This is a genomic window from Lysinibacter cavernae, assembly GCF_011758565.1.
Lineage (GTDB): Bacteria > Actinomycetota > Actinomycetes > Actinomycetales > Microbacteriaceae > Lysinibacter > Lysinibacter cavernae.
On sequence record NZ_JAAMOX010000001.1, the window covers coordinates 1,764,933 to 1,777,684 of the forward strand.

The following is a 12,752-nucleotide window of genomic DNA, read 5'->3' on the forward strand; positions in this document are numbered from 1 at the left end:
CGAGCTTTAGAGTAACTGCCCTAGCTTAAAAGTTGCCGTGCAACCTAAACATTTCGTCGCAAACGACGACGCACACGAGTCGGTTTTGTGGAGTCCGACAAATCTGACCGACTCCCGTAATGGGAGGGCGTCAACGGTCTATCGGCGGCCGTGGATATGGGGATGCCCCCGCCCCAAGCAAACACGCAAGGACGAGGGCACCCACTCACACACCGCTACGACGAAGCAGCAACCCTCCGACGACGAAGCAGCAGCAACCCACCAGCAACCATCAGCAACAACACCGCAGCAACCATGCCACCAAGCGACACACCAGTGAGCGTCAACCCACCAGGAGCAGCACCAGCAACCACAGGAGCAAGCACAGACGACTCAGCAACAACCGAATCACCACTCACCGTCTCACCAGAAGCAACAGCAGTATTACTCAAATTGCCACCACGATCCGCAGCGGTCACCACATACGTTCCCGTAAAGACCGTCTGCTCACCAGGAGCCAACGACCCACTGAAACCATCAGCAGCCGTCGGGCCACTCGTCAACGACAACTGCTGACCAGCCTCATTCGTAAACGACTTCTCATTGACCGCCACACCGTTCAACGGCATGTTGCCAACGTTGCGCACCGTAAAGGCATAATTCACGGTATCCCCAACAGCAAACGACCCACCAACCGGCACATTTGTCACCGTCTTCGCCAAACTCAACGCAGGCGCAGGATCGTCGATATTGACCGCAACGTCGCTCTCATCAGTCACGGGGACACCAACCGTCGGAGTTCCAGTCACGAGCGCGCTGTTCGCGATGCTGCCACCAGCGGCCACATCGGCCTTGGTCACGAGATACGTCGCGGTGTAGGTCACGCTGTCTCCAACGGCCAGGGTCCCGTCAAAGTCGCTCGGGTCGGACGCGGTTGGGCCGTCGGTGAGCGTCAGCTCGCTTCCGGCACCGTTTGTGAAGCTCAGCTCGTCCAACGTCACGTCGTGCAGCGTCACTGCCCCCGTGTTTGTCGCGACAAACGTATACGTCACCGTCTCACCAGGCTGGAACGCAAGACCGTTTGGCGCGGCCGAAGCGCTCTTGACCAGCTCGATGGCGGACACCGCTGTTCCGGTACTTGTCGTGACGGTGTCGTCATCGTCAACATCGGTGCCGAACGGGTCGGTACCGCTTGCCGTTGCGTTATTGGTGATCACGCCGGCGGCGTCAATATCCGCCTGGGTAAAGGTGTACGTTCCGGTGAACACCACCTGCTCGCCTGGGCTCAGCTGCCCGGTGAAGCCAGCAGGCGCGGTCGGGCCGCTGTCCAGCTGGAGGCTGTCACCAGCACCGTTTGTGAAGTCGCCCTCGGCAACGGTCACATCGCTGAGCGTGACGTTTCCTTCGTTGCGAACGGTGAAGGAGTATTCAAGCGTTTCACCAACGACAAAACCGGTTCCGTTCGCTGGCTCCGTTTCGGCCCGCTTGATGAGCGAAATCCCTGGGTTGGGGTCGCCCATGCTGACGGAAACGTCGCTCTCGTCTGTCACAGGGGCGCCAGTCGGCGGGTTGCCGGATGTGGTCGCAACGTTCGTCAGCTGACCGCCAGCATCCTCATCGGCCTGCGTCACGAGGTATGAGGCTTCGAAGGTTGCGCTCTCACCCGGCGCAAGGGTGCCGTCAAAGTCGCTCGGGTCGGTCACGGTTATTGGGGTGGTCAGCGAAAGCGGATCGCCGGCGCCGTTCACAAAACTGCTCTCATCAACGGTCACTCCTGTGAGCGGAACGACCCCGGTATTTGTGACCACAAACTGGTAGTTCACGGTCTCGCCAACCTCAAACTGCTCGCCGTCAGCAGGCGTCGAGGCGCTCTTATTCAACGTAATCGACGGCTGCTCTGGCAGCATCCTGGTGGTTACGGTGTTTGAGACAACACCGAGCGCTGCAGGGGTGGTGCGGAACGTTGCGTTGTTGGCGAAGTAACCGCCCTCAACACCGTCGAGATGAGTGAGGGTGTACCGGAACTTCTGAGTCGACACCGGCGGCATGTCTGGCAGGTGCACCCGAATTGCGGTGACATCCTCAAGATGCGTCTGCACCGCGGCAAACGACTGCCACGTTACGCCAGCGCCAAAGGTTGGGCCCTGACCAGAACCAATCGTCTGTGACGCCTGCACCGTGGCCGACGGGTCAGTCGTGTAGTCCACGGTCGCACCGGCAGGAACCGTTGGCTCACCGGCAAGGGTGAACTGCGAACCGTTGTCCGTCGCAGGAACACGACTTACCGTTCCTGCAGCGCCATCACCGATGAATGGGAAGACGTCAATGACCGTCGAACCGGTCTGCGTCACCGCCTGCGAACCGTTCGCTGTGGTGATCTCAAATGAGAAATCGTCTCCGGCCGAGATGAACGGGTTGAGCACGGTCTTGCTCACGGCGATACCGGCCACACCGTCAATACCAAGGTTTGCGGATGAGCGGTGGGGATCCGTTGGTGAGGCAGCAACGTCAGTCACATCCGGCGACTGAGAGTCGTCAGGAGAGCGGATGATCGCGGTATTCACAAAATCGCCGCGGCTCGTCGACTCCGTCTGGACCCAATACACAATAGACGGCAGGTTGCCAGTCGACAGCTCGTCAAACGTCCACACAACTTCGGTCGTTCCGTCGGGAAGCACCGTGACTGAGGTCGGAGCGAAATTTGGTGGCGTCACGGCCTGGCCGTCAACGTTGCCAGCATCTAACACAAGCGACATCCCCGCAGGGATTCGGTCGGTCACCGTGACGTCGGTCGCTGTGAACGGTCCAGGTCGACCAACGGTACGGAACGATGGTGTGATCGTGAACTGTGCTGCACCACCTGCGACAACGCGCGGCGTCGTCGCTACGGGATCGGTCACCGATTTGGTCAGCGCGAGCGGAGCCCGAACTGCCGTGAGCCGGTCACCTGCGCTCGGGGTAAAGCCGCTGGCAGTCTTCCCGGTCTCCGGCACGTAATTGGGGAAATGGTAGACGCCATTCCCAATTTCAGGTGCTGACCAACCAGCCATATTTGCAACAATCTGCCCCTCGGGAATCGCTGTTTTTGCTTCGAGGTTCACGAGCATCGTCGCGGTTTCCCCTGCGGGGATTGGCTGGTCGGCCACAAAGCGAACGGCGGTCACCTGGGTGAGGTCAAAGGAGGGGTTCGCAAGCGCATCCGCCTGGGTTGTCCAGGTTCCGGCGCCGTCGGCGCACGAGAAGGACCGCATCTGCTGCCAGCGCTGGGCATCGGTTCCTGTGAGGGTGAATCCGGTGAGGTATTCAAAATGTCCTCTGGCCGCGGCAGGGCCCGTTGCGCTTGTTGGGTTTCCGTTGGGGTTTTCCCAGCGCGCAGCAGGCGTTACCGAGTATTTGGCAAGGTTGAGGTATCTGGAGTCCCACATATCGCAGACGGTAGCCGCCGAGTATTCCCCGTCTGACGAGGTGTTTGTCAGGCTCATGAAGCTCTGAACCTGCTGGCCCTGCGTCAGGGTTCCGTTTCCGGAACGGTCAGTGACCATACCCTCTACGAGGTACGGGGTGTTCGAGCTATTGATGACGTCCGCAAACCGCTTGGAGAACTCTCCGTTTGCCTGGCGAATGAGGTCCTGCGTCTGACGGTTGTCAGCCGGATTCTCACCAACGTTTGGCACGGTCGAACCGTCAGCCTGTGGGCCGGTTGGCGCAAAATCCGTGACCAGGTTGCTGATGGACAGCGTTCCCTCGCCATTTTCGTCAACGGGGACATCGGTCAGCGGAACAAAGATGACAACTTTACCAAACGTCAGGTAGCCCTTATCGGTGATCGCTTGGCCACCACGGCTGACGGTTGGGATGTGATTGGCCGTCAGGTCGGCACCTGTCACGGTTACCGTCACCTTTTGATTGGCCTGATCCGGGGTTGCCGTCCAGACGCCACCATTATTAATGGCGTTCGGCAGGTTCAAGTTCGCAGTGCTGAACTGCGGGAGTTCCTGGTGGTTCGTCACCGCACCGGTCTCGACCCGCACAAACTGCGCGTTTGGGCTGATCTGCGAGAAGTCGTCGGTGAAGCTAATCGGACCGGTTGGCGTCAGGTATCCCTTGCGACCCTTCCCTTGCAGGTCGGGAATCGAGAAGGTCACGCCGTACTGCAAGAGCCAGCCGCGAGTTACCCCATCTGGTCCAAGTTGGTTCTTGGCCACGTAGGGCAGCAGCTTCGTCATGTTGACGTTGGGCGCACCTGAGCTCACAAGCGAGTCGGGGGTAACCGACACCGCTGGCGTTGTCACGTTATCCGTTGCAAAGCTCACGGCATCCGGCGCAAAGTCGAGCGGCGTCTGGTTTGGCAGGTTTGCAACAGAAGCGCTGAGCGCAATGGTGCGAGCCGAACCGATCGGGATGTCCCCGATGTTACACACCGCGGTGCGTCCGTCTGAGCTGATGGACGAGGCGGGAGTCCCCGTCGCCAAACAGGTTCCAGGAAGCGTGTTCCAGGTCATCCCAACAGGAAGGGTGAAGGTGAAGGTCGAGTTACTCGCAACCCCCGTAGCCCCAACTGTGGTGTTCACCGAAGCATCAAGTTCGTAGGTGACCGAGTCGAACGAGCGCACGATGTTATTCGTTGGCCCCGAGTCGTTGCCGGGTCCGTCGTCCGCGTCAAAGTTGCCAGAGCCGGTTGTGACCGAGCCGATGGCGAGGTCGTAGGCGAGCTCCGGATCCGCTGCCTGGGCGACTGATGGAATTGCCAGCCCCGCGAGCACGGCTACGCCGGCCCCGAGCGCGGCGATCCTGCGCATTCGTTTTTGCGTCGCAAAAAACACTGTGTTACTTCCCCCCGATGTGAATTTGTACTCGATCCTTCATCGCAGCAGTTGCCCACTGCGCTTACCCCCAATGGATATGTCGAGCAGGTTTCACAATACGATCGGAACTGAAAAAAACCCTGTGAGCCCTTATAATTTCACCGCAAACCACCAAACGCAAGGCTTCTGTTTATTTCCATCCACAATTTTTTCCGAGCCGCGTAATACGACCCATGCTTTGTTGTCAGTAGGAGTGGCAACTGCCATACGTGTTTAGATCAGCCCTAGGCATCTGCGAGCGTGATGGCCTCAGCCTCCACGAGCTCAGATTCGACGTCGCCGTTCACCCGGGCCAACGCGTTCCTTCCGAACAACACAACGATAAGCGCGAGTCCGACGCTCGCCGCGGCAAAGACATAAGGAATGCTCGCATTGAACATCTTGGCTAGCTCCGCAGCAACGGGAGGCGCAATCGCACCGCCGAGAAACCGAACGGCCGAGTACGAGCTCGACGCAATCGAACGCGGCAGATCAGTTGCCTCCATGACGCACTCCGTGAGCACGGTGTTGAGGATTCCGAGCACAAGACCGCCAACCACAACGCAAACGACAAGACCGGCGGCGCTGTTCACAAAGAACGCAGCGGCAAGCAGGTCAACAGCTAGCAGCGGAAGCGCCAACTGAATGACGCGGGTTCGAGGCATCCGCTTGGTGAGCAGAGGTGCAACAAAGACGCTCGTGATGGCAAGTCCAACGCCCCAGCCAAAGAACGTGAGGCCGAGCCCGATGGCGTCAAACCCAAGAGGAAATGGGGTGTAAGCCAGTAGCACGAAGAAGCCAATGTTATAGAAAAATGCCGCAGCAGCGAGGACACCGAGGGCAGGAACGCGGAGCGCCCGAATCGGGGCAAGAATATGCGTTGGCTCTCGTTTTGCCGTCTCGCGTTGCAACAGCACAACGATGGCGATAAATCCGATCGCCATGAGAGCGGCGGTGCCAAAAAACGGCCCCCTCCAGCTCATATTTCCGAGCAATCCCCCAAGCAGCGGGCCAATCGCAATGCCGAGCCCAAGGGCGGCTTCGTACAGAATAATCGCCGACGACGTGCCACCGCTTGCCGCACCAACAATGGTTGCGAGCGCTGTAGAGATGAACAGCGCGTTGCCAAGCCCCCATCCAGCGCGGAATCCAATGATCGCCTCAACGCTTTCGGAGAATCCGGCCAAGAGCGCAAACACCACGATCAGACCGAGCCCGATGAGCAGCGTACGCTTTGCTCCGATGCGACTTGAGAGCCAGCTCGTAAAAAGCATCGCGATTCCCGTCACTAAGAGATAGCTGGTGAAAAGCAACTCAGTTTCGGTTGGAGTCGCTTTGAGGCTTTCGGCGATCGCCGGCAAAATTGGGTCAACGAGGCCGATCCCCATAAAGGCGATGACGCAGGCGAAGGCTACCGCCCAGACGGCTTTTGGCTGCTTAAGGATTGAGGGTTGTTCGTGCTGGGTGTCTACGGTCGCTGTTGAATTGGCGGAAGGTTTCACTCTGCACCTCCTTTCGGTTCGAGACTGGCTACTGTCGAGTAGTCGCGTTTGGCGCACGGACCCGCCCCCACAAGGCAGAGCGGATGACCGGGTTCGGCGTGAGCGCCCGCGAGTTCACGGGTCGATGTGGTCCCTGATGATCTGCACGGCTCCACTCAACGTGGCGATCTCCGCCTGACTGAGATCAGCGAAGAGGGGCACAAGCGCGCTCGCAAGCTCACTTCGCCAGCGCAACAGGTTGTTGACCCCGGATGCGGTGATGCCAATAAGCGATGCTCTCGCGTCAGCGGGATCCGGTATCCGCTCAAGTTGCCCACTTTCCACGAGGCCAGAAACGAGCTTGGTCATGGTTGGCTGCGCAACCCTGCTGAGCGCGGCGAGGTCGCCGAGCCGCATCGGATGAGCGCCGTTGAGCGCAGAGAGGGTGCGCCACATGGCAGGGGAATCTGTATTGCCCGTTGCCTGCGCTGCCACCCGCGTGAGGCGGTGATTTGTCTGCACGAGGTCGGCAAGTACCGCTTTCAGCTCGCTCTGCTCTAATTCACTCACTCGGCAAGAATACATAGCCTGGCTATGCAATGTCAAAGAACAACGGGACGCCCGCGCCAGCGCTGCTCCCCGGTCACCACAAACACCAATCGACCTGACCCAAATGTGTCTATAAACGACTTCATACACACATTTGCGTCAGGTCGATTCTCCAAGCGGGGTGTAGTCCCCCGCGTGTGAGCGAGCGGGGCTTGAGCACGCGAGGTTGCCAGGGCGGGGAGTTGCTTGCTCGCAAAACCACCAGCGCCCGGGACTCCACGCACGAGGCCCCCAACTCGCAAACCCACCGGCGCCGAGGCTCCCAACTCGCGAAAGCCACCAGCGCCCGGGACTCCACGCACGAGGCTCCAGCTCGCGGAAGCCGCCAGCGCCAAGACTCCACGCACGAGACCCCAACTCGCGGAAATCAAGAGCGCCCGAAAACTACCAGCTCGCGGGAAGCGGCTTTCCCTCTTCATATCCCGCGGCCGATTGGATGCCTACGCGGGCACGATCGTGGAACTCCTCCAGGGTCCTGGCCCCCGCATACGTGAACGAACTGCGCACGCCGGACGTAATCATGTCGAGCAGGTCCTCAACCGAGGGCCGCTCAGGATCAATATAAATGGTGCTGCCACTGATGCCTTCGGCAAACAGTGTCTTGCGGGCCAGATCAAAGGGGTCGAGCCGACCAAAACGCCCCTCAACGGCCTTTGTTGAGGCCATGCCCCAGCTCTCCTTATAGTGCCGGCCGTCCTCATCGGTCATGATGCGGCCTGGCGCCTCAATTGTCCCGGCAAACCAGGAACCGATCATGACGCTCGCGGCTCCGGCTGCAAGTGCAAGCGCAACATCCCGGGGGTAGCGAACCCCGCCATCCGCCCACACGTGGGCGCCAAGCTCACGAGCACGCTCGGCAGTTTCAAGCACCGCCGAGAATTGCGGACGACCGACCGCCGTCATCATTCGAGTCGTGCACATGGCACCGGGACCAACGCCAACCTTGAGGATGTCTGCCCCGGCCTGCACCAAATCGGTCACGCCATCCTTGGTCACCACGTTGCCGGCAACAATCGGTATCCCAAGGTCAAGTGCCTTGACCCGCTCAAGTGCGCCGATCATGCTCTCTTGGTGACCGTGGGCAGTATCAACAACAAGTACGTCAACCCCGGCATCACCAAGCGCCCGCGCTTTTGCTTCAATGTCGCCGTTAATACCGAGCGCCGCGGCAACCGCAAGCGAACCGTTTGAGTCAAGGTTTGGGTGGTAGATGGTCGAGCGGAGGGCTGACTTTCGCGAGACTGTTCCAATGACCTTGCCGTGATCAAGCACGGGCGCAAAATGCACTCCAGCCGCCACAAGCGCGTCAAACGCGGCACGCCCGTCGGTGAAGTCGTCAGCGGCGAGCGCAACCCACTGCTTCCGCAGGATGTCACCCAGCCGGGTGGCAGGCTCAGCCTCCGCGAGCGCGAGAGCCGGCACAACGCCCTGATACTCGCCGTTAAACACCACAACACCGTGCTCGATACTCGGCGGCAGCAGCTCCCTAGCCTCGGCAACGGTTGCCGTCGGCGGCAGGATGATGGCCGTATCAAACAGCGTCGGCTGCGCCTTGACCCAACGGATAGCGTCTGCCAGCTCCTGCAACGGCATGTCCTGCGGAATGACACCAAGCCCTCCCCTGCGAGCAAGGGTCGCCGCAAGGCGCGGACCGGTCACAGAGTTCATGTTCGCAGCAACAATAGGAATGGTGGCTGCGGTTCCGTCAGTCGCGTTCAACGAGACGGCGAGCCTGCTCGTGACGTCGGAATGACGGGGAACCAAAAAGACATCGGAGTACGTTAGGTCGTGTGCGGGGCCCTCACCAATAAAGTCCATAACGATAAGGCTACCCCGCCCCGTTATGGAGCGTCCGTACAGAATTTTCGCACTAGGCTAGAAGCACTGTAAATGCGCAAAGACGCACTAAACATTTCAGCTATATCTGTGTGAACACAAGAGAGTGGGCGATCGGCTTGAACAGCCAAACAACGGGGAGCGGAACCTCGGATGGATCATCAAACGATTTTGGAGCCAATGAATGGCTCGTCGAGGAACTGCATAAACAATATGTAGTTGATAAAAACCTCGTAGATTCATCGTGGTGGCCCATCCTTGAAAAGTACTCTCCCACTACCCCCCAAACGCCAAGCAACCCGGAACCAGCTGCCGCACCGGCAGCATCCGCAGCCCCGGCTCCCGCAGCAGCGGCCCAGGCAGCGCCAGCAGCATCCAGCGCAACGCCCCCAACAACTCCAATTGCCAAAACAACGGCAACAGCACCAAAGCCTCAGCCGATTCCGGCCGATGCCCCGGTCACCGGCTCTCTCACCACCGCCTCTGAAGAGCCAAAAGACGCAGAGCCAAAAGACCAAATCACCCCGCTCCGTGGAATGGCCAAAACGCTCTCGGTCAACATGGATGCCAGCCTCACCATCCCGACCGCGACAAGCGTTCGAACCATCCCGGCAAAGTTGCTGATCGACAACCGAATTGTCATCAACAACCACATGAAGCGCAGCCGTGGCGGAAAGGTCTCGTTCACCCACCTCATCGGTTGGGCGCTCATCCAGACCCTCAGCGAGTTCCGCAGCCAGAACGTCTACTACGACGAAATCGACGGCAAGCCGTCGGTTGTGGCTCCTGCCCACGTCAACCTCGGCATCGCAATCGACCTGCCAAAACCAGACGGAACGCGCGCGCTCATGGTGCCAAGCATCAAGCGCGCAGACACCCTCACGTTTGCCGAGTACCTCGCGGCTTACGAAGACCTCGTCAAGCGTGCGCGCAACAATAAGCTCACGGCCGCCGACTTCGCTGGCACGACCGTGTCGCTCACCAACCCGGGTGGCATCGGAACCGTTCACTCGGTTCCTCGCCTCATGAAGGGGCAGGGCTGCATTATCGGCGCCGGCGCCCTCGACTACCCAGCCGAGTTCCAAGGATCATCGCAGCAGACGCTCGACAACCTTGCCATCGGCAAGACGATCACGCTGACAAGCACCTACGACCACCGTGTCATCCAGGGTGCAGGCTCAGGCGAGTTCCTCAAGATTGTGCACGAGCGTCTCATTGGTCGCCACAGCTTCTACGAGCAGATTTTCGCTGCGGTGCGCATCCCGTACCAGCCCATCCAGTGGGCACCAGACATCAGCGTTGACCTGTCCGACGCGGTCAGCAAGACCGCCCGCGTGCAGGAGCTCATCAACTCCTACCGCGTGCGTGGCCACCTCATGGCAGACATTGACCCGCTCGAATACGTTCAGCGCTCGCACCCTGACCTCGAAATCGAGTCGCACGGGCTCACCTTCTGGGATCTCGACCGCGAATTTGTCACCGGCGGCATTGGCAACAAGCGCACCGCAAAGCTTCGCGACATCCTCGGCGTGCTGCGCGACTCGTACTGCCGCAAAACCGGCGTTGAGTACATGCACATCCAAGACCCGGTCCAGCGCCGCTGGTTCCAGGAAAAAATCGAGGTGCCCTACGTCAAGCCAACGCACGACGAGCAGATCCGCATCCTCGAGAAGCTCAACGAGGCCGAGGCCTTCGAAACCTTCCTGCAGACCAAGTTTGTTGGGCAGAAACGCTTCAGCCTTGAGGGCGGCGAGTCAACCATCGCGTTGCTCGACGAGATCCTGCAGGGTGCCGCTGACGACGACCTCGACGGCGTCGCAATCGGCATGGCCCACCGCGGCCGCCTGAGCGTGCTTGCCAACATCGCTGGCAAGACCTACGGCCAGATCTTCCGCGAGTTCGAAGGAACCCAGTCGGTTGGCAAGGCCGGCGGCTCCGGAGACGTCAAGTACCACCTCGGCACCGAGGGCACGTTTAAGGGAATCAACGGCAAGCAGATCCCGGTCTACCTCGCCGCCAACCCGTCACACCTCGAAGCCGCCAACGGCGTGCTCGAGGGCATCGTCCGCGCCCGCCAAGACCGCAAGCCAATCGGCAGCTTCTCGCACCTCCCCATCCTCATTCACGGCGATGCCGCGATGGCGGGGCAGGGCGTTGTTTACGAGACACTGCAGATGTCGCAGCTGCGCGGATACCGCACCGGCGGAACCATCCACGTTGTAGTCAACAACCAGGTTGGCTTCACCACGCTGCCGCGCGACTCGCGCACCTCGGTGTACTCAACCGACATTGGCAAGGCCATCCAGGCCCCCATCTTCCACGTCAACGGAGATGACCCAGAGTCGGTCGTGCACGTGGCGCGCCTCGCCTACGAATACCGCCAAGAGTTCAAGCGCGACGTCATCATCGACCTCGTCTGCTACCGCCGACGCGGCCACAACGAGGGAGACGACCCCTCGATGACTCAGCCACTCATGTACAACCTCATCGAAGCCAAGCGCTCGGTGCGACGCCTGTACACCGAGTCGCTTGTCGGACGTGGAGACATCACCGAAGAAGAGTACGAGCTGTCGAAGAAAAACTTCCAAGACCAGCTTGAGCGCGCCTTCGCCGACACCCACGCAGCGCAGACGGCAGCTATCCCGGTTACGCTGCCGGTTGGCAACGAGGAAGACCCAGCGCACGCCTCGGCTCAGCAGATCGGGACGGCCGTCCCAGCCTCCGTCATCCACACGGTTGGCGATGCCTACGGCAACAAGCCAGCCGGCTTCACGGTGCACGCCAAGCTGCAACAGCTCATCAACAAGCGCGTCGACATGAGCCGCAACGGCAACATCGACTGGGGCTTCGGCGAGATTCTCGCACTTGGCTCGCTGCTCGTTGACGGCACCCCCGTTCGCTTTGCAGGACAGGATGCCCGCCGCGGCACGTTTGTGCAGCGCCACGCCGTATTCCACGACCGTGAAAACGGTCAAGAGTGGCTGCCGCTCATGAACCTCACGGAAGACCAGGCACGGTTCTGGATCTACGACTCGCTGCTCAGCGAGTACGCCGCGATGGCCTACGAATACGGATACTCGGTCGAGAACGAAGACGCGCTTGTGCTCTGGGAAGCCCAGTTTGGTGACTTCGCCAACGGCGCACAGACCGTTATCGACGAGTTCATCTCGTCGGCCGAGCAGAAGTGGGGCCAGCACTCAAGCGTTGTGCTCCTGCTGCCGCACGGCTACGAAGGCCAGGGCCCAGACCACTCGTCGGCACGCATCGAGCGTTACCTGCAACTGTGCGCAGAAGACAACATGATTGTTGCCCGCCCATCGACGCCTGCGTCGTACTTCCACCTGCTGCGCCGCCAGGCACAGGCCCGCCCACGCAAGCCGCTCATCGTCTTCACCCCGAAGGCCATGCTGCGTCTGCGCGGAGCCACGAGCTCGGTTGAAGACTTCACCACCGGAGGCTTCGAGCCGGTTATCGACGACGCCCGCGTCACCGATAAGGCCGCGATCAAGCGCGTTGTGATGGTCTCAGGCAAGACGTACTACGACCTGCTGCACGAGCTCGAAAAGAACCCGAACGACAAGGTCGCCCTCGTCCGCATCGAACAGTACTACCCTGCACCGGTTGTGGAACTCACCGAGGTGCTCGACAGCTACCCCAACGCAGAACTCGTTTGGGTGCAGGACGAGCCAGAGAACCAGGGTGCGTGGCCGTTCATCAGCATGGAGGTCAGCAAGCAGGAGAACCCGGGACGCGCGTTCTCGGTTGTCTCTCGCCCGGCATCCGCTTCGCCGTCAACCGGCTCGGCTAAGCGTCACGCGATTGAGCAGGCAGAGCTTATCGCTCGCGCGCTCGACGTCTAGGCAGCTGCATGCAGAAGGGCCCCCGTTCCATCCGGAACGGGGGCCCTTCTGCATAAGACTCGCGCCCATCCCGCCCGCTACGAACCTGCATCTATTTGTGACTTTCTGCGCAGAATTCGGGATTCTTCGACAGAAACTCGCAA

The 12,752-nt window shown here is 60.4% G+C and carries 5 protein-coding genes; 1 reads left to right on the forward strand and 4 read right to left on the reverse strand.

From position 1 onward, the window contains the following. Positions 1-215: 215 nt before the first annotated feature. The 4 genes from FHX76_RS07755 to guaB1 form a co-directional block, all read right to left on the reverse strand. Positions 216-4,778 carry a DUF7507 domain-containing protein gene (locus FHX76_RS07755; protein WP_167149522.1) on the reverse strand — a complete coding sequence of 1,521 codons (4,563 nt, stop codon included), beginning with the start codon at positions 4,776-4,778 and terminating at the stop codon, positions 216-218. A 290-nt stretch (positions 4,779-5,068) separates the two neighbouring features. Further along, positions 5,069-6,325, reverse strand: a complete 1,257-nt coding sequence (locus FHX76_RS07760) for an MFS transporter (RefSeq protein WP_386762268.1) — start codon at positions 6,323-6,325, stop codon at positions 5,069-5,071. Between the two features lie 114 nt (positions 6,326-6,439). Further along, positions 6,440-6,874, reverse strand: a complete 435-nt coding sequence (locus tag FHX76_RS07765; RefSeq protein ID WP_341777894.1) for a MarR family winged helix-turn-helix transcriptional regulator — start codon at positions 6,872-6,874, stop codon at positions 6,440-6,442. A gap of 423 nt (positions 6,875-7,297) precedes the next feature. After that, complete coding sequence (gene guaB1 / locus FHX76_RS07770) at positions 7,298-8,731, reverse strand: GMP reductase (protein WP_167149526.1); 1,434 nt, start codon at positions 8,729-8,731, stop codon at positions 7,298-7,300. A gap of 137 nt (positions 8,732-8,868) precedes the next feature. Between guaB1 and FHX76_RS07775 the strand changes: the two genes are divergently transcribed. Continuing rightward, positions 8,869-12,609, forward strand: coding sequence for a multifunctional oxoglutarate decarboxylase/oxoglutarate dehydrogenase thiamine pyrophosphate-binding subunit/dihydrolipoyllysine-residue succinyltransferase subunit (locus tag FHX76_RS07775; RefSeq protein ID WP_167149528.1), 3,741 nt, complete (start codon positions 8,869-8,871; stop codon positions 12,607-12,609). Positions 12,610-12,752 lie beyond the last annotated feature (143 nt).

What these genes read in the sequence shown, in the direction of transcription:
- FHX76_RS07755 (WP_167149522.1), bottom strand. Translation starts at nt 4,778, where the DNA reads ATGCGCAGGATCGCCGCGCTCGGGGCCGGCGTAGCCGTGCTCGCGGGG.
- guaB1 (WP_167149526.1), bottom strand. Translation starts at nt 8,731, where the DNA reads ATGGACTTTATTGGTGAGGGCCCCGCACACGACCTAACGTACTCCGAT.